The 16623-nt window shown below is 62.9% G+C and carries 17 protein-coding genes; 15 read left to right on the top strand and 2 right to left on the bottom strand.

What is annotated here, in order from left to right; translation table 11 throughout:
• The first annotated feature begins 28 nt into the window (after nucleotides 1-28).
• Nucleotides 29-1306, top strand: coding sequence for a 4-aminobutyrate--2-oxoglutarate transaminase (locus tag NKI20_RS19280; protein ID WP_352833106.1), 1278 nt, complete (start codon nucleotides 29-31; stop codon nucleotides 1304-1306).
• Nucleotides 1307-1376: 70 nt separating this feature from the next.
• Here NKI20_RS19280 and NKI20_RS19275 read toward each other — a convergent pair whose 3' ends face one another.
• Nucleotides 1377-1979 carry a sulfotransferase family protein gene (locus tag NKI20_RS19275; protein WP_084025241.1) on the bottom strand — a complete coding sequence of 201 codons (603 nt, stop codon included), beginning with the start codon at nucleotides 1977-1979 and terminating at the stop codon, nucleotides 1377-1379.
• 119 nt (nucleotides 1980-2098) lie between these two features.
• Nucleotides 2099-3352, bottom strand: a complete 1254-nt coding sequence (locus tag NKI20_RS19270) for an NAD(P)/FAD-dependent oxidoreductase (RefSeq protein ID WP_352833102.1) — start codon at nucleotides 3350-3352, stop codon at nucleotides 2099-2101.
• Between the two features lie 434 nt (nucleotides 3353-3786).
• On the opposite strand from NKI20_RS19270, the gene NKI20_RS19265 reads away from it, so the two are divergent.
• The 14 genes from NKI20_RS19265 (at nucleotide 3787) to NKI20_RS19200 (ending at nucleotide 16542) form a co-directional block, all read left to right on the top strand.
• Nucleotides 3787-5076, top strand: coding sequence for an imelysin family protein (locus NKI20_RS19265; protein WP_352833099.1), 1290 nt, complete (start codon nucleotides 3787-3789; stop codon nucleotides 5074-5076).
• Nucleotides 5077-5187: 111 nt separating this feature from the next.
• Nucleotides 5188-5499, top strand: a complete 312-nt coding sequence (locus tag NKI20_RS19260) for a (2Fe-2S)-binding protein (RefSeq protein ID WP_352833096.1) — start codon at nucleotides 5188-5190, stop codon at nucleotides 5497-5499.
• Nucleotides 5465-5950, top strand: a complete 486-nt coding sequence (bfr, locus tag NKI20_RS19255; protein WP_023758135.1) for a bacterioferritin — start codon at nucleotides 5465-5467, stop codon at nucleotides 5948-5950. The genes NKI20_RS19260 and bfr overlap by 35 nt, the downstream gene beginning before the upstream one ends.
• A gap of 12 nt (nucleotides 5951-5962) precedes the next feature.
• The gene (locus NKI20_RS19250) at nucleotides 5963-7564 is read left to right on the top strand and encodes a di-heme oxidoreductase family protein (protein WP_352833093.1); all 1602 of its coding nucleotides are present in this window, start codon (nucleotides 5963-5965) and stop codon (nucleotides 7562-7564) included.
• Entirely contained in the window at nucleotides 7564-8643 is a 1080-nt protein-coding gene (locus NKI20_RS19245; RefSeq protein ID WP_352833090.1) for an imelysin family protein, read from the top strand. The genes NKI20_RS19250 and NKI20_RS19245 overlap by 1 nt, the downstream gene beginning before the upstream one ends.
• A 1-nt stretch (nucleotide 8644) precedes the next feature.
• Complete coding sequence (locus NKI20_RS19240) at nucleotides 8645-9751, top strand: DUF1513 domain-containing protein (RefSeq protein WP_352833087.1); 1107 nt, start codon at nucleotides 8645-8647, stop codon at nucleotides 9749-9751.
• 107 nt (nucleotides 9752-9858) lie between these two features.
• Nucleotides 9859-10536: a tRNA (adenosine(37)-N6)-threonylcarbamoyltransferase complex dimerization subunit type 1 TsaB gene (tsaB, locus tag NKI20_RS19235; RefSeq protein ID WP_352833085.1), complete on the top strand. Its 678-nt coding sequence runs from the start codon at nucleotides 9859-9861 to the stop codon at nucleotides 10534-10536.
• Nucleotides 10536-11030, top strand: a complete 495-nt coding sequence (rimI, locus tag NKI20_RS19230) for a ribosomal protein S18-alanine N-acetyltransferase (protein ID WP_023758130.1) — start codon at nucleotides 10536-10538, stop codon at nucleotides 11028-11030. The genes tsaB and rimI overlap by 1 nt, the downstream gene beginning before the upstream one ends.
• Before the next feature lie 20 nt (nucleotides 11031-11050).
• A complete protein-coding gene (gene olsA, locus NKI20_RS19225; RefSeq protein WP_352833082.1) occupies nucleotides 11051-11851 on the top strand; it encodes a lyso-ornithine lipid O-acyltransferase in 801 nt (266 codons plus the stop codon).
• Nucleotides 11852-11978: 127 nt separating this feature from the next.
• Nucleotides 11979-13337, top strand: a complete 1359-nt coding sequence (miaB, locus tag NKI20_RS19220; RefSeq protein WP_502898139.1) for a tRNA (N6-isopentenyl adenosine(37)-C2)-methylthiotransferase MiaB — start codon at nucleotides 11979-11981, stop codon at nucleotides 13335-13337.
• 83 nt (nucleotides 13338-13420) lie between these two features.
• Nucleotides 13421-14413, top strand: a complete 993-nt coding sequence (locus NKI20_RS19215; RefSeq protein ID WP_023758127.1) for a PhoH family protein — start codon at nucleotides 13421-13423, stop codon at nucleotides 14411-14413.
• Nucleotides 14414-14431: 18 nt separating this feature from the next.
• Complete coding sequence (ybeY, locus tag NKI20_RS19210) at nucleotides 14432-14932, top strand: rRNA maturation RNase YbeY (protein WP_352833076.1); 501 nt, start codon at nucleotides 14432-14434, stop codon at nucleotides 14930-14932.
• 28 nt (nucleotides 14933-14960) lie between these two features.
• Nucleotides 14961-16055: a hemolysin family protein gene (locus NKI20_RS19205; RefSeq protein ID WP_352833073.1), complete on the top strand. Its 1095-nt coding sequence runs from the start codon at nucleotides 14961-14963 to the stop codon at nucleotides 16053-16055.
• Between the two features lie 16 nt (nucleotides 16056-16071).
• Nucleotides 16072-16542, top strand: coding sequence for a VOC family protein (locus tag NKI20_RS19200; protein WP_352833070.1), 471 nt, complete (start codon nucleotides 16072-16074; stop codon nucleotides 16540-16542).
• Nucleotides 16543-16623: the final 81 nt, after the last annotated feature.

The raw sequence follows: 16623 nt of genomic DNA, 5'->3' as shown, positions 1-16623 counted from the left end.
GAACGGGCGCCGGCTCGATAAGGACAGCATGAAGAATTCAGCCATTTCCGAACGCAAGAACCAGTCGATCTCGCGCGGCGTCGGCATGACCACGCAGATCTATGCCGACCGGGCCGAGAATTCGGAGATCTGGGATGTCGAAGGCCGTCGCTACATAGATTTTTCGTCGGGTATCGCCGTCGTCAACACCGGTCACCGCCACCCCAAGGTGATCGCGGCGGTCAAGGCGCAGCTCGACCGCTTCACCCACACCTGCCATCAGGTGGTGCCCTATGAAAGCTATGTGCGGCTGGCCGAACGGCTGAACGGCATGCTGCCCGGCAAGTTCGAGAAGAAGACGATCTTCGTCACCACCGGCGCCGAGGCAGTCGAGAACGCGATCAAGATCGCCCGCAACGCCACCGGCCGCCAGGCGGTCATCGCCTTTGCCGGCGGCTTCCATGGCCGCACCTTCATGGGCATGGCGCTGACCGGCAAGGTCGTACCCTACAAGGTCGGCTTCGGCGCCATGCCGGGCGACGTCTATCATGCGCCGTTCCCGGTGCCGCTGCATGGCGTATCGGTCGCCGATTCGCTGGCCGCACTCGACCGGCTGTTCAAGGCCGATGTCGACCCGGCCCGCGTCGCCGCCATCATCATCGAGCCGGTCCAGGGCGAGGGTGGCTTCTACGAGGCGCCGCGCGAGTTCCTGACGGCTCTGCGCAAGCTTTGCGACCAGCACGGCATGCTTCTGATCGCCGACGAGGTGCAGACCGGCTTTGCCCGTACCGGCAAGATGTTCGCGATGGATCACCACGAGGTGGCGGCCGACATCACCACCATGGCCAAGAGCCTGGCTGGCGGCTTCCCGCTGGCCGCGGTCACCGGCCGCGCCGAAATCATGGATGCACCCGGCCCCGGCGGGCTCGGCGGTACCTATGGCGGCAGCCCGATCGGTGTCGCCGCGGCGCTCGCCGTGCTCGACGTGATCGATGACGAAAAGCTATGCGACCGCGCCAACACGCTGGGTGCAAGGCTGAAGCAGCGGCTGCAGTCGATCCGCGACGACGTGCCCGAGATCGTCGACATAAGAGGCCCCGGCTTCATGAACGCGGTCGAGTTCAACGACGTCAAGAAGGGCCTGCCGTCGGCCGAGATCGCCAATGCGATCAGGCTGAAGGCGCTCGACAAGGGCCTGATCCTGCTGACCTGCGGCGTCTACGGCAACGTCATCCGCTTCCTGGCGCCGATCACCATCCAGGACGGCGTCATGAACGAGGCGCTCGATATCCTGGAAAGCTCGATCCGCGAAGTCTGCGCCGCCTGATCGGCGGGGATATCGCCTAGGATTCAACAACCTTGCGGCAAAAGGCCGAGATAGGGTGGCAAGCTGCCGTTCAACGCCCTATGCGAGCACGAAATTCGGCGGTCGAATTGGTGCGTGGAAACGGTTCGGAAGGCAACTGTACACCGAGAAACGCACAAAGAGGCTCCCATCCTTCGGAGGCCTGATAAGTGAGAAGGCGTTCAGGTGGCAGCGTTGATTTCACGGAAGCGTTATGTGCTTCATAGACAGCGATTGCGTGATCTCGGTCATCAAATCGACCGCCAAAGACACTGTTTCCAACCACCGCCACACCAAAGGACTGTGGATCATTGGTAGCAGCATCCATCGTGAACCCTATCGTTTGCGCCATGCTTTCATACCAGGCTTCTGGGTCACGAACTGTCAAGATAACCTTTGCGTCAGGGTAGTGGTCACTCACTTCTCGCCAGAAATGCGCCGTTGGCCAATCGACCGCGGAAAGATAGCCGGCATATGCCGTATCCCAGGTAGGGAGTTGTCCCTGGCCGGCGGCGCGCCACAGCGCCTTCTGCTCGGGATTGGCGTGGACATCTGCCATGTGATGACACGGCCCGAACCCAAGATGCTCCAACGCGAGTTTCAGCGAATATGTGCCAGTGCGACCCATGCCTGCGCCAATGACATCTAGAGCCATAAACACCCCCAAAGACGCCTTCAATGGGTCAAAATACCGCTGTTTCCTTTACTTCGCTATATGTTTTGATGGTCAGCTCCCGGGCGAACTCGGTCGTTCACGGTGATTGGGTTTTGATCCTATCCCGCAGCGCGGGCAGGCTCTTCTTCCTGGAAGGCGGCAAGCGCAGCCTTCAGCCCGTCCGGTCCCGTCGCAACGATCGCCGGCGTCGGCGAGAAGCCGGCGCCGAGCATCTTGCGGCCAAGCATGTGGTCGCCGGGACGGTTCACCGATTCGATGCCGAGCAGCCGGTCTCCAGCATAATGGTAGATCGAGAATTTGTTATCGGGCAGATCGCCCGCGGCGACATGGCTGTCGCTGCCTGCGGTCAGCCCAACCATCTGCAATTTCATGTCGCCGATGTCGGACCAGAACCACGGCACCGCTGAATAGGCATCGGCATGGCCGGTGACGGTGCGTGCGGCAAGCCGTGCCTGGTCGGTGGCGTTCTGCACCGATTCCAGCCGCACGTCGCCGCCGGTGAACCAGTGCCGGTAGGAGGCGGCGTCGCCGATGGCCAGGATTTCAGGCACCGAAGTGCGCATCTGATGATCGACGCGGATGCCGTTGGCGATGCTGAGGCCTGCGGCCTGTGCCAGCTCGACATTCGGCACGGCGCCGATGCCGACGATGACCATGCGCGCCGGCAGCCTTTCACCGCTGGATGTGGTCGCGGCTGCGACATGGCCGCTTTCGCCTTCGAGCCTTGCAATCGAGGTGCCGGTGAGGATGCGCACGCCTGTCGCTTCCAGTCGTTGCCGGACGTGGCTCGCCACGACCGGCGCCACGGCGCGGCCGAGCAGCCGGTCGACTGCCTCGACCACGGTCACCGTGCGGCCGGCTGCCCGCAACGTCGCGGCGATCTCCAGCCCGATGAAGCCGCCGCCGAGGATGACGACCTCGTCGCTCTGGGCGCTGAGTTCCCGGATCAGACGCGCATCGGCCAGCGAGCGCAGCGACAGCACGCCCGACAGGTCCGAACCGGGCAGCGGCAAGGTGCGCGGGCGCGAGCCGGTCGCCAGGATCAGATGGTCGAAGGCAAGTGTTCCGCCGCCTGATATCTCCAGGCTACGGCGTCCGGCATCGATGCGATCGATCCTGATGCCCGGCCGGAAGTCGATGGCGCTGCCGGTGTAGAAGGCCTCGCCGCGCAACGGTTGCGGTCTGGCCTCGGCATCCTTGATGAAGGTCTTCGACAGTGGAGGTTTATGGTAGGGCAGTTCGTTCTCGTCGCCGACCAGGATCACTGGCCCGTCATAGCCGTCGTCGCGCAGACTGGCGGCCGCTTGCACGCCCGCATGACCCGCGCCGACAATGACCACACCGTTCTTCATTGCATTCCAATCCTGCCGGCATCCTAGGATGTCTCGCCATGTGGCGATTGTCTGGCGCCGCCGCAAGCGAGGCTGTGCGGGTCGCACTCGGGATGGCGGCTGTCAATCGTACAGTTCAGCGGCGAGACCGGTGCAGGCCGCACATTAAGTTGACAGTTGCAGTTTAGAATAATTCTAAACTATTGTTTCAATTGATTTTTCTTGCCGATGTCCATTGACATCCGACGATGTCGCAGCTTTATGGAAGCTCGCGCGTCAGCGCATCCCTTTAATGTCTGGGCCTTGAACCCTTTCGATTGGAGGCATTTTTGGTGTCTTTCTTCCGCGAACCGCGCGATGGCGCGGCATCTCTTGCGCCCGATGGCTTGCAGATGGCCTGGTGCCAGTTGCCGCGCGCGCCGTTTACAAAAATTCCGAGAAACTGGAGAGCGATTATGACAGCACGATATGGCGGCAGGCTTGCCGCAATCGGCGCCACGGTCCTACTGACGGCGGCGGTGTTCGTGCTGCCCGCAAAGGCCGAAACCGATGCGAAGGCGGTCATCAAGACCTATTCCGACATCGCCTTGGCCAAATATGAGGATTCGCTGACGACCGCGCAGTCGCTCGACAAGGCAGTCGACGCGCTTCTCGCCAATCCCTCGGCGGAAACCCTCAATGCAGCCCGCGACGCCTGGAAGGCATCGCGCGTTCCCTACCAGCAGACCGAGGTCTACCGTTTCGGCAACAAGATCGTCGACGACTGGGAAGGCGAGGTGAACTCCTGGCCGCTGGACGAAGGCCTGATCGATTATGTCGCGAAAAGCTACGGCTCCGAATCGGATGCGAATTCGCTCTATACGGCCAATGTGATAGCCAACAAGGAGATCGAGATCAACGGCAAGAAGGTCGACGCTTCGAGCCTTTCGCCGGAATTCCTCTCCGGCACATTGCAGGAAGCCGGCGGCGTGGAGGCAAACGTCGCCACCGGCTATCATGCCATCGAATTCCTGCTCTGGGGTCAGGACCTGCATGGCACCGGCCCGGGTGCCGGCGAGCGCCCCTATTCCGACTACGACCTCAAGAACTGCACCGGCGGTAATTGCGACCGTCGCGCCCAGTACCTGAAATCGGCGACTGACCTTCTGGTCGGCGACCTGCAGAAGATGGTCAACGACTGGAAGGAAGACGGTGCCGCGCGTAAGGCCCTCATCGACGGCGAGCCGAACACCGCCATCTCGATCATCTTCACCGGCATGGGCTCGCTATCCTACGGCGAACTGGCCGGCGAGCGCATGAAGCTCGGCCTGCTGCTGCACGATCCGGAAGAGGAGCATGACTGCTTCTCCGACAACACCTATAACTCGCATCTCTATGATGCCATCGGCATCCGCGCCGCCTATCATGCCAGCTATACGAGGCTCGACGGCGCCGTCGTTTCGGGCCCCTCGGTGGCCGATATGGTGAAAGCAGCCGATCCGGCGATCGACAAGGAACTGTCGGACAAGCTCGACGTGACGGTCGCCAAGATGGACGCGATCAAGGCGCGGGCACTGGCTGGCGAGGCCTATGACCAGCAGATCGCCGAGGGCAATACGCAAGGCAATGCGACCGTGCAGGCGGCAATCGACGCGTTGATCGACCAGACAAAGTCGATCGAACGCGCCGTTGGCTCCCTGAAACTCAGCACCATCGCCTTCGAAGGGTCCGACAGTCTCGACGCACCCGACAAGGTGTTCAAGTAAGTCAAAAGGTTGGAGCCTGATCCGGAGCCGGGCAATCGGTGTCGGAACGGGCTTCGATAGGAAATCAAGCCACACGGCGCGGGAGGCGCCGTCAGCCATCCGAGCAAACCAATGCTGATCTGCCATTGCAACATCATCACCGAGAGGGAAATCGAGCAGACGATCATCGCGCTGCTGGATCAGGACCCCTGGCAACTGATCGTGCCGGCAAAGGTCTATCACGCCATGCAAAAGCGCGGGCGCTGTTGCGGCTGCTTCCCAAATGTGGTGGAAACGATCATTCGGGTCACCGAAAATTACCACGCCTGCTCCGAGGCGAGCGGCGTCGATATCGTTTCACACCTGGATCGCGTCAGAAGCCTGCGCGTCCAATACGGGAGCAGAAATCATGAAAGGCGACCCGCAGGTCATCGAGCGGCTTAACGAGGCTCTTTTTCTGGAGCTGGGGGCCGTCAATCAGTACTGGGTGCATTTCCGTCTGCTGGAGGACTGGGGATACGCCAAGCTGGCAAAGAAGGAGCGGGCGGAATCGATCGAGGAGATGCACCATGCCGACAAGCTCGTGGCCCGCATCATCTTCCTTGAAGGCCATCCGAACCTGCAGTCCGTGGCGCCGCTGCGCATCGGACAGAACGTCAAGGAAGTGCTCGAATCCGACCTTGCCGGCGAATATGACGCGCGTACCGCCTACAAGCGCTCGCGCGAGATCTGCAACGACGCCGGCGACTATGTGACAATGAAGCTGTTCGAGGAATTGCTGGCCGACGAAGAGGGTCACATCGACTTCCTCGAGACGCAGCTCGACCTGCTTGCCTCGATCGGCGAGGAAAAATACGGCCAGCTCAACGCTGCATCGGCGCACGAGGCCGATTAAGGACATGCGGGAATGCGGCGCCTGTTAGAATTCGTGCGCCGCGTGCGGCGGGCCGACGGCTCGCTGCTCCTTCGGAAGACGCCGGCCAGATTGGCGCGTCGGCGCTGTATCATCTTCGCAATCGCGCTTTCGTCTTCTGCGATGGCCGGTGATCTTCAACCTGCCGGCCTCGCCACCACGCGCACCGACCTCAGTCCGAAGGATCAGGCGCGCGTCACCGCCATCACCAGGCCGACCGCTGATTTTTCCAGGCCTGAGCAGTTCGAGCTGATGCAAGGCGGCGCCGGCACGTCCAGGAAGGACGTCGGCCGCGATTCCTTCTCGCAATCCTCGGCCAACATCACCTTCGAGGAAGAGGGCGACTTCAAGCTCGGCAATGCCCTGTTTCGCAAGAATTGGGTGTCGTCGCCATCCTCGACGCAGGCGTCGGATGGGCTCGGCCCGCTGTTCAACGAACGCGCCTGCCAGAACTGCCATCTGAAGGATGGTCGCGGCCGTCCCCCGCAAGGCGATGCCGGCACGACTTCGATGTTCCTGCGGCTGGCGCGCGATGCCAGTACGGCCGAAGAGAAAGCAGCGCTTGTCGACCACAAGGTGCTGAACTTCCCCGATCCGGTCTATGGCGCGCAATTGCAGGAACTGGCGGTGCCCGGCCTGCGCGGCGAGGGCCGCATGCATGTCGACTATCAGGAGCGTATGGTAGAACTGGCAGACGGTGCCGTGATTTCCTTGCGCAAACCAAGCTATTCGGTGGTCGATCCTGCCTATGGACCACTCGATCCGCGCACCACGCTGTCGCCGCGCCTGACGCCGCCGATGATCGGCCTTGGCCTGATCGAAGAGATTGCACCAGCGGATATTCTTGCCAACGCCGATCCGCTCGACCGCAACGGTGACGGCATTTCCGGCAGGCCGAACATCGTGCGGGACAGCCCAAGCGGCGAATTGACGCTTGGCCGTTTCGGCTGGAAGGCGCAGGCCGCATCGATCCGCCGGCAGGCGGCGGACGCTTTCGCCGGCGACATCGGCATCTCGACGCCGGAAGTGCCAAAACACTGGGGCGACTGCACCGCCACGCAAGCCAAATGCCTCGCCATGCCGAATGGCGTGCAGCAGCGTCTCGGCCCGGTCGAGGCGCCGCCGCCGGTGATGGATCTGGTCACCTTCTATTCGCAGAACCTGGCCGTGCCGGCGCGCCGCGACCTCGACCAACCAGATGTGCTCACCGGCAAGAAGGTTTTCTATGAGATCGGCTGCATTGCCTGCCACACGCCGAAATTCGTCACCCGTCGCGGCACGCCCAACAAGGCGCAAGCCTTCCAGTTGATCTGGCCTTATTCCGACTTCCTGCTGCACGACATGGGACCCGATCTGGCCGACGGCCAGGCCGTGGGCGATGCGACAGGCAATGAGTGGCGCACGCCGCCTTTGTGGGGCATCGGCCTGACCGAGACGGTCAACGGCAATTCCTTCTTCCTGCATGACGGGCGCGCCCGCAGCCTGACCGAGGCGATCCTGTGGCACGGCGGCGAGGCGCAGAAGGCACGCGACCGCTTTGCCGCCGCTGAGGCGGCCGACCGCGATGCGCTGCTCAAATTCCTGGGGTCACTGTGATGCTCAAGCGCTCTGCATTGTTACTCGTTCTTCCGCTGGCTCTGCTGGGCGCAGTACCGGCGTCTGCGGCGGTCAAAGCCTCCGAAATCATCCAGGGGGCGATCGACGGCTTTGTCCGCCCAGCCTATACCGGCCTGTATGAGCATGCGGAAGCCCTGACGAAAGCGATGCACAAGCTGTGCGAAGCGCCCTCGCAAGGCGAGCTCGATGCCGCGCGCGCGGAATTTTCCGCCACCGTCTATGCCTGGTCGTCGGCCGAAATCATCGGCTTCGGGCCGATCAAGGACAACAACCGGCTGGAACGCATGCTGTTCTGGCCGGATCGCAAAGGCATCGGCCTGAAGCAGGTGCAGGCAGCCTTGGCGAACAAGGATGCGACCGCCACCGATCCGGCACAGCTGGCCAGTAAAAGTGTCGCCATGCAGGGGCTGGGCGCGCTGGAATTCGTGCTTTATGGCGACGGCGCCGATGCGCTGACGGGCAGGGACGATCCTTATCGTTGTGCCTATGGCGCGGCGATTGCCGGCAACATCGAAACCATGGCCGGCGACGTCAACGATGCCTGGAACAAGCCCAACGGATTTGCTGCCCTTTGGGCCAATCCGGGGCCACAGAACCCGCTCTACCGCGATGGCAACGAAGCGGTGACCGAACTGGTCGGCGTCTTCATCAATGAACTGGAAATGGTTCGCGATGTGCGCCTGAAAGGGTTTTTCGGCGACAAGCCGGATGCGGACAAGCCGAAACAGGCGATCTACTGGCGCTCACAGAACACCGCCAATTCGCTAGCCGGCAATCTGTCCGGGATAGACACGCTGTTCCAGGCGTCGAAGCTTGGCGACGCACTGCCGGCCGATGCGCGCTGGATGGCGGAATCGATCCATATCCAGCTGACCAATGGTATCGCTACCGCGAAGTCCATCCAGGGTCCGGTCGACAAGGCGCTTGCCGATCCGGCACTGCGTGACAAGCTCGACCATTTCGCGCTGATCACCTCCAGCCTGTCGACCCTTATCGGCACCAGGCTGACCGCCGAATTCGGGCTGACCGCCGGCTTCTCGTCGCTGGATGGGGACTGAATTGAGAACCCCGCTGTTAGATCGCCGCGATTTCCTGAGGGCTGCAGGCGTTGGCTTCATAGCGGCAATGGCGCCCGCGGCCTGGGCGAAGACGCTCGCGGCGGACGCCGTCTTCGCCACCGCCTTCGTCAAGCGTGATGGCAGCTATGGCGCCGCTGTCCTATCCGAGGCCGGCAAGATCCTGCACGCGATCGACCTGCCCGATCGTGGGCATGACGTCACCTTCGATCCGGTGTCGAAGCGTTCGGTGGTCTTCGCTCGCCAGCCCGGCACGTTCGCCGTGGTATTCGATCATTCGGGCCATGACGCGCCATTGACCATCGCCAGCATCGCCGGCCGGCACTTCTTCGGCCATGGCGTGTTCTCGCCCGACGGGGCACTGCTCTACGCCACCGAAAACGACTTCGACAACGCCGCCGGCGTGGTCGGTGTCTACGATGCGCGGTCCAAATTCAGCCGCGTCGGTGAATTCCCGACCTACGGCATGGGTCCGCACGAGCTTCTGCTGCTGGGCGACGGCAGGACGATCGCTGTTGCCAATGGCGGCATCGAAACCCATCCGGATTGCGGCCGCGCCGAGCTCAACATCGCCACCATGAAGCCGTCCTATGTGCTCATCGACCGCCTCACCGGCGATCTCATCGAGAAGCATGAACTCCCGGAGGCACTGCACCAGCTGTCGATCCGCCACATGGACACAGATCGATCCGGCACCGTCTGGTTTGGCTGCCAGTACCGGGGGCCGGGCACAGATCGTCCGCTGCTGGTCGGCCGCGCGGCGCGCGGCAAGGACTTGCAGTTGCTCGACATGCCGCAGGACGTGCTGTCCGGCTTCCGCAACTATATCGGGTCGGTCGCCGCCAATCCGGCCGCCGGCACCGTCGCCGTCTCCTCGCCGGAAGGCAACTCGCTTGTGGTGATCGATTCGGCCAGCGGGCGGGTCGTCTCGGTCACCGCGCTGGTCGAGGTCTGCGGCGCGGCCCTCGACGGAACCGGATTCATGGCTACCACTGGCGCCGGCGAGATCATCGATGGCAGCGGTGCGACACGCTCCGAACCTGACTATGTCTGGGACAACCACCTGCTGCGCATCGAACAGGCTGTCTAGATACTTCCTGCGGGCCGAAGCGAAGCCGCTTAACGAATTATGCACTATCCACTTGCGGTGGCGAGCCGTGGCAGGCACAGGGAACTCTCTTTCGAACCGGTCGCTTCATGAAACTGCTTGCCATCGACTGTGCCGCCAACCTCTGCGCCGCTTGCGTCTACGACGAGGCGGCGAAGCAAGAGCTTGGCCGTTCGGTGCTCGACCTCGGCAAAGGGCATGCCGAGCACCTGATGGCGGTCATTGCCGAAGCCCTGAAGGCAAGTGCGACCGACTATGCCGGTCTTGGCGTCGTCGCCGTTTCCGTTGGCCCGGGTTCTTTCACCGGTCTGCGCGTCGGCGTCTCGACCGCGCGTGGCCTGGCGCTGGCGCTCAAGATTCCGGCGATCGGGGTGACGACGCTCGAGGCGCTGGCTGCTGAGGCGGCAGCGGCATTTCCCGATCGCGCCGTACTGGCGGCGCTCGATGCTGGTCGCGAGGAAATCCATGCCGCCCTTTATGATGAAATGTCGGTTTTGACTTACGGTCCGGCTGTCGCCACATTGGCCGAGGTGGTCGCGATGGCGACGGAGCGTTCTTTGGTGCTTGCCGGTACAGCGGCGGGGCTGATTGCCGCGTCGGCTGGAAGCGGCTTCGATATCGGGCCTCAGACGGCTACCGCCGATATTGTCACATACGCCCGTCTGGCTGCCGCCAAGGGTCCCGGCGAAAGGCCAAAACCGCTTTATTTGCGCGGCGCCGACGCCAAGCCGCAGGCCGGGTTCATTCTTTCAAGGCAAGAAAATTGATGCGCATACCTTTTCTCCAACCACGCCGCCGGGACTATGCGCTCGAGCCGCTGAAGATCGCCGACAGCCCGGCGGTCTCCCTGTTGCATCGCGAGGACTTCGTCCGCCCATGGACCGATGGCGAATTCGCTGCCTTGCTCGAACAGGACACCGTATTCGGCTATGCCGCGCGTGAAACCGGACAGGGCGCCAAGCCTCCGGTCGGCTTCGTGCTGGCAAGGTTGGCGGCCGGCGAAGGCGAGATCCTGACCGTCGCGGTCGCTCGATCCCACCGCCGGCAGGGGCTCGGCTGGCAATTGATGGATGCGGTGTTGCGCGAACTTCACGCGCAGCGCGCCGAAGCGCTGTTCCTGGAGGTCGACGAGACCAATGTCGCGGCGATCGCGCTCTATCGGCGGCTGGGCTTCCGTGAGGTCGGCAAGCGACCGAATTACTACAAGTCGCCGGAACATGGACCGACCGGCGCGCTTGTTATGCGCCGCGATCTTCGCTAGCCGGAGGCCGGGGTAGGGCGATGATCAAGAAAATCAGGATTTTCCTGGCGCTGGGCCTCGTCGTCGCCGGTTCATTGGTTCTCGTGCCGCTGCAGATCCTGTCGATGAAGACCGGCTGGTGGCCGGAAACCTTCATCCTCAAGATATGGCACAGGCTGATCATCAGGGCGCTTGGCATGCGTATCCACGTCAAGGGAACGCTATCGACCAAGCGTCCTTTGCTGGTGGCATCCAATCACATATCCTGGACCGACATCATGGTGCTCGGCTCCATGGCCGACGTGAAGTTCATCGCGAGAGCTGATATGGAAGGCTGGCCGCTGATCGGCATGCTGTCGAAACTGCAGCGCACCGTGTTCATCGAGCGCGAGCGCAAGCGGTCCTCGGGCGACCAGGCCAGCGAGATCGCCAACCGCATGGGCAAGGGCGATGCCATGGTGCTGTTTGCCGAGGGCTCGACTGGCGACGGCAACATCGTCCTGCCGTTCAAGAGCACGCTGTTTGGCGCCGCCTCTATGGCCATTTCGGAAGGCGCGACGGAGCAGGTCTACATCCAGCCGGTGGCTATCGCCTATACGCGCCTGCATGGCGTGCCGCTCGGTCGCCGCCACCGCCCGCTTGCTGCCTGGATCGGCGATGAGGACCTGATGCCGCATCTCAACGTGCTGCTGGCAGAGGGCGCCCTCGACGTCGAGGTGCATTTCGGCGAGCCGATCGCCTTTTCCAAGGGTTCGAACCGCAAGGAAACGTCGAAATTGATGGAAAGCCGGGTGCGCGAGATGATGCAGGCAGCGCTGGCCGATCCGCGCCCGAGCCGCTAGCCCCGGGCATGCAAACTGCAAGTGCATGCCGAGAATCGTCTGTTTTTTGTCACGGAAAGGCGTTAGAAGCCGCCTTATGGACTTGAACACAATAGAGCGCGACGACATCGACGCCGCGGCCGAAGCGATGGGCGCGCCGGCGGCAACCGCCAGGAAGGTCTTCGTCAAGACCTATGGCTGCCAGATGAACGTCTATGATTCACAGCGCATGACCGATGCGCTGGCCGCCGACGGCTATTCCACGACCGATGCCATCGGCGAGGCTGATCTGGTGCTGCTCAACACCTGCCATATCAGGGAAAAAGCGGCGGAAAAGGTCTATTCCGAGCTCGGCCGCATCCGCGATATGAAGGCCGAACGTGCCTTGGCCGGCCGCGAGATGCTGGTCGGCGTCGCCGGCTGCGTGGCGCAGGCTGAAGGCGCCGAGATCATTCGCCGCTCGCCGGCCGTCGATCTGGTCATCGGCCCGCAGACCTATCACCGGCTGCCCGACGTGCTGGCGCGGGTGCGCGGCGGCGAGAAGATCGTCGAGACCGACTACGCCATCGAGGACAAGTTCGAATACCTGCCGCAGCCGAAGCGCGCCGAGGTCATCAAGCGCGGCGTCACCGCCTTCCTCACCGTGCAGGAAGGCTGCGACAAATTCTGCACCTTCTGCGTCGTGCCCTACACCAGAGGCTCGGAAGTCTCGCGTCCGGTGGCGCAGATCGTCGCGGAGGCCGAACGCCTGGCGGAAGCCGGCGTGCGCGAGGTGACGCTGCTGGGCCAGAACGTCAATGCCTGGCATGGCCGGGGCGAAAACGGCGAGGAATGGGGCCTTGGCCGCCTGCTGTTCAGGCTGGCCGAAATCCCGGGCCTGGCGCGACTGCGCTACACGACCAGCCACCCACGTGACATGGACGACGAACTCATCGCCGCCCACCGCGATCTGCCGGCATTGATGCCTTATCTGCATCTGCCAGTGCAATCAGGTTCCGATCGCATCCTCAAGGCGATGAACCGCCGGCATACGGCCAAGGATTATCTGGCGCTGCTCGACCGCATCCGCACTGCCCGGCCCGACATAGCGCTTTCCGGCGATTTCATTGTCGGCTTCCCCGGTGAGACCGAAGCGGATTTCGAGGCGACCATGGAACTGGTGCGGCAGGTGAATTACGCCTCTGCCTTCTCGTTCAAATATTCGCCGCGTCCCGGCACGCCGGGCGCTGAAATGCCCGATCATGTGCCGGAAACGGTCAAGGATGAGCGCCTGCAGCGGCTACAAGCTCTGCTTCTGAAACAGCAGCAGGACTTCGGCACAAGCCTGGTCGGCAGCACCATCGACACGCTGATCGAGAAGCCCGGCCGACAGGCCGGCCAGAAGGTCGGCCGCTCACCGTGGCTACAGCCGGTTATTGTTGATGAAAAGGCCGGCGAAATCGGTGACATTATCCAGGTGCGAATCACGAAGACGGGCTACAACAGCCTGTTCGCCGAATTGGCCTGAGGGTCTCGGCAGATGAGGAGAGACGGTTGAGCGCTGCGGAAGTGAAGAATCTACCCCAGGCCACGGCATCCGGGGCTTCTGATATGGCGCATATCGTTCTGACTTTCGACAACAACAAGCTTGCCAGCGCCCTTTACGGTCAGTTCGACGAAAATCTCGCCAGGCTTGAGCAGAAGCTCGGCGTCGACATCCGCTCCCGCGGCAACCAGCTGACCATCAAGGGCTCGGCGTCAGCCGCCGAGCAGGCGCGTCGCGCCCTGGATAATCTCTACGGCATTCTCCAGAAAGGCGTCGATATAGGGCAGTCCGACGTCGATGGCGCCGTGCGAATGGCAATCGCCGCGGACGACCAGCTGACGCTGCCGACGCTGGAGCGCAAGGGCAAGGTCTCCGCCGCCCAGATCGCCACCCGCAAGAAGACGATCTATGCCCGATCGCTCAACCAGGACGCCTATATGCGGGCGCTGGAGCGGTCGGAACTGGTGTTCGGCATTGGTCCGGCCGGCACCGGCAAGACCTATCTGGCGGTAGCGCATGCGGCGATGCTGCTCGAGCGCGGCATGGTCGAGCGCATCATTCTGTCGCGGCCGGCCGTCGAGGCCGGCGAGCGGCTCGGTTTCCTGCCGGGCGACATGAAGGAAAAGGTCGATCCCTATCTGCGGCCGCTCTATGACGCGCTTTACGACATGATGCCGGCCGACAAGGTCGAGCGCGCCATTGCCGCCGAAGTCATCGAGATCGCGCCGCTCGCCTTCATGCGCGGCCGCACGCTGGCGCATGCCGCCGTCATCCTCGACGAGGCGCAGAACACCACGCCGATGCAGATGAAGATGTTCCTGACCCGTCTCGGCGAGAACTCGCGCATGATCGTCACCGGCGATCCGACCCAGATCGACCTTCCCTCCAACACCAAATCGGGCCTCGTCGAAGCCTTGCGGGTGCTGGACGGCGTGGCAGGTGCGGTCACCGTGCGCTTCAACGACGGCGACGTGGTCCGCCATCCGCTGGTGGCGGAAATCGTCAGGGCCTATGACCGGGATGCCAAACTGGCGCGCGGCCTCGGTGCCGAGAATTGATTTTGACGATGCGGCTTCATGCCTGAGGATATAATATCCGGCGACGGGAATGTTCCCGTCGATATCGACATATCTGTCGAAGCGGGCGAATGGCCGGATGAGGCAAGCCTGATGCGGCTGGTCGATCGCGCTGTTGCGGCTGCCTTTGCCGAGACCGGCGGGGCTGGCCATTCCGAACTCAGCCTCGTTTTTTCCGACGACACGCATATCCGGACCCTGAACGCTGGCTGGCGCGGCAAGGACAAGCCGACCAACGTCTTGTCTTTCCCGGCTTTTCCGCTTGTGAAAGGCGCTCCTTTGCCGCCGATGCTGGGCGACATCGTGCTCGCCGCAGAGACGGTCACGCGCGAAGCAGCACTGGAAGACAAGCCGGTTGAGAACCATATCACTCATCTCGTCATCCACGGCCTGCTGCATCTGCTGGGCTACGATCACGAGACCGATGCGGATGCGGAGGCGATGGAGGCGGTTGAACGCGCAGCGCTCGCGAGACTTGCCATTCCCGATCCCTACGCGTAACTACATCTGATCAATTGACCGGACGACGATGAACGACAAACCAGAGACTGCCGCCCGCCCCGACGCCGGCAGTGCGACCAAGGCTTCCGATACGTCGGAAGAGGGATCAAGTCCCAGTACCATTACCTCTGGTGCTGCCAGCACCGGCAGCGCTGCCAGCGAAACCTCGCCTGCCAGCCCCTCCCTTTTCGACCGCGTGCTGCGTTTGTTCCGGCAACGCAACGGAACCAGCCTGCGCGAGGAAATCGCCGGCGCCCTTGCCGAGACGACGAGCGACGCCGGGGCCTTCTCGCCCGGCGAACGCGCCATGCTCAACAACATCCTGCGCTTGCGCGAGGTGCGCGTCGAGGACGTCATGGTGCCGCGCTCCGACATTCAGGCGGTCGAGATCGCGACGACGCTCGGCGATCTGCTTGGCACCTTCGAGCAGTCCGGCCATTCGCGCATGCCGGTATATTCCGAGACGCTCGACGATCCCCGCGGCATGGTGCATATCCGTGACGTGCTGGCTCATATCACCAAGATCGCGCGCGTCAAAAAAGGCCGCACGACAAGGAAAACCCCTGCCGCCACGGTGCTTGACCTCGCCCAGGTCGACCTCGCGCGCACCATTGGCGACCTCAGTCTGATTCGTCCGGTGCTGTTCGTGCCGCCGTCGATGCTTGCCTCCGACCTGATGGCCCGCATGCAGACGACGCGCACGCAGATGGCGCTGGTCATCGACGAATATGGCGGCACCGATGGCCTCGCCTCGCTGGAAGACATCGTCGAGATGGTGGTCGGCGATATCGAGGACGAGCATGACGACGATGAGCCGATGATTACCCGGAGCGGCGACGGCGTGTTCATTGTCGACGGCAAGGCCGAGATCGACGATGTCGCCAAGATGATCGGCGAGGATTTCGCCGCTGGCGAACATGGCGATTATGTCGACACCATTGGCGGCATGATCTTCAACACGCTCGGTCGCGTACCGGCGCGCGGCGAGGTGGTTCAAGCCATTCCCGGCTTCGAATTCCATGTGCTGGATGCCGATCCGCGCCGCGTCAAGCGCGTGCGCATCGTGCAGAGCCAGAAGGGCGAGCGCCGCCGGCGCGCCACGGCCCGTGCCGAACAGGCGTGAGCGTTTCGCTCGCCCGATGACCGTCGACGACCCGTTCAAGCACGCAAGCCTGGGCTCCGGCGTGTTCTACAAGGATCCTCGAGCCGCGCTGGACTGGCTGGAGGCGGCTTTCGGCTTCGAGCGCAGCATGGTTATCAGCGATGCCGAGGCAAAGCTCGTCCATTCCGAGATGCGGTTTGGCGACAGCTACATCATCGTCGATTCCGAATGGACCGATCACGTCGCCAGCCCGGCCTCAGTCGCCGGCAAGAACACGCAGTCGGTCTATGTCAGGCTGAAGGACGGCCTGGATGCCCATTGCGAGCATGCCAGGGCCAGGGGTGCCGAGATCGTCCAGGAGCCGGCGGATCAGTTCTATGGCGAACGCCAGTATCGGGCACGCGATCGCGAGGGCCATGTCTGGACCTTCACGCAAACCCTGTGCTCTGTTTCTCGTGAAGAGGCCGAACGGCTGGGCGGCCTGCGCATCGAAGGCTGGCACCGCTAGCCCGGATATCTCACACAGTTGAAGTGCATCGGGGCTCCGAATCAAGGAAAATGCTTCTGCGACAAAGACTTACCTTGAGCA

Source organism: Mesorhizobium sp. M0830, from assembly GCF_040319965.1.
GTDB lineage: Bacteria > Pseudomonadota > Alphaproteobacteria > Rhizobiales > Rhizobiaceae > Mesorhizobium.
Note: the sequence above shows the minus strand (reverse complement) of the source record. Positions and strands in the feature narration are given on the sequence as shown.

Bases quoted from the DNA above. Each gene is read 5' to 3' on its own strand.
- NKI20_RS19280 (WP_352833106.1), top strand. From the start codon at position 29: ATGAAGAATTCAGCCATTTCCGAACGCAAGAACCAGTCGATCTCGCGC.
- NKI20_RS19275 (WP_084025241.1), bottom strand. From the start codon at position 1,979: ATGGCTCTAGATGTCATTGGCGCAGGCATGGGTCGCACTGGCACATAT.
- NKI20_RS19270 (WP_352833102.1), bottom strand. From the start codon at position 3,352: ATGAAGAACGGTGTGGTCATTGTCGGCGCGGGTCATGCGGGCGTGCAA.
- NKI20_RS19265 (WP_352833099.1), top strand. From the start codon at position 3,787: ATGACAGCACGATATGGCGGCAGGCTTGCCGCAATCGGCGCCACGGTC.
- NKI20_RS19260 (WP_352833096.1), top strand. From the start codon at position 5,188: ATGCTGATCTGCCATTGCAACATCATCACCGAGAGGGAAATCGAGCAG.
- bfr (WP_023758135.1), top strand. From the start codon at position 5,465: ATGAAAGGCGACCCGCAGGTCATCGAGCGGCTTAACGAGGCTCTTTTT.
- NKI20_RS19250 (WP_352833093.1), top strand. From the start codon at position 5,963: ATGCGGCGCCTGTTAGAATTCGTGCGCCGCGTGCGGCGGGCCGACGGC.
- NKI20_RS19245 (WP_352833090.1), top strand. From the start codon at position 7,564: ATGCTCAAGCGCTCTGCATTGTTACTCGTTCTTCCGCTGGCTCTGCTG.
- tsaB (WP_352833085.1), top strand. From the start codon at position 9,859: ATGAAACTGCTTGCCATCGACTGTGCCGCCAACCTCTGCGCCGCTTGC.
- rimI (WP_023758130.1), top strand. From the start codon at position 10,536: ATGCGCATACCTTTTCTCCAACCACGCCGCCGGGACTATGCGCTCGAG.
- olsA (WP_352833082.1), top strand. From the start codon at position 11,051: ATGATCAAGAAAATCAGGATTTTCCTGGCGCTGGGCCTCGTCGTCGCC.
- miaB (WP_502898139.1), top strand. From the start codon at position 11,979: ATGGGCGCGCCGGCGGCAACCGCCAGGAAGGTCTTCGTCAAGACCTAT.
- NKI20_RS19215 (WP_023758127.1), top strand. From the start codon at position 13,421: ATGGCGCATATCGTTCTGACTTTCGACAACAACAAGCTTGCCAGCGCC.
- ybeY (WP_352833076.1), top strand. From the start codon at position 14,432: ATGCCTGAGGATATAATATCCGGCGACGGGAATGTTCCCGTCGATATC.
- NKI20_RS19205 (WP_352833073.1), top strand. From the start codon at position 14,961: ATGAACGACAAACCAGAGACTGCCGCCCGCCCCGACGCCGGCAGTGCG.
- NKI20_RS19200 (WP_352833070.1), top strand. From the start codon at position 16,072: ATGACCGTCGACGACCCGTTCAAGCACGCAAGCCTGGGCTCCGGCGTG.